Origin of the sequence: Alkalihalophilus lindianensis (assembly GCF_032843265.1) — a bacterium.
GTDB lineage: Bacteria > Bacillota > Bacilli > Bacillales > Bacillaceae_D > Alkalihalophilus > Alkalihalophilus lindianensis.
In genome coordinates this window covers 1-263 of record NZ_JAWJBA010000488.1, presented here as the reverse complement: position 1 = coordinate 263, position 263 = coordinate 1, and the positions used below count along the sequence as shown (strand labels likewise).

Here is a 263-nt window from a genome sequence, read left to right as displayed (position 1 = left end):
GGTAAAGGAACAAATGCAGATTTTGCCTGTATTTATTTATATAACGAAAAGGAGAACTGTTTTGTTTTTCAGCCGCCATCCTATGGAAAGATGGAGCTTCCTTACCGTATCACGATTGAAGAAGATTATGAGTTAAGCAAATACTTTCCTTTTTTAGAAAAGACAGGTGGAAATCAATTATCGTTTCCACTGGTCAGTGAATTAAGGACGATTGGGGTGCTGTATGTTGGCAATAAAAGGGAAGCTGTCTTTACCGAGAATGA

Annotated in this window: 1 pseudogene; it reads left to right on the top strand. The window is 37.6% G+C overall.

Features of this window, described 5'->3' with window-relative positions:
- A pseudogene (locus RYX56_RS23140) lies at window positions 1–263 on the top strand (helix-turn-helix domain-containing protein); the annotation flags it as partial.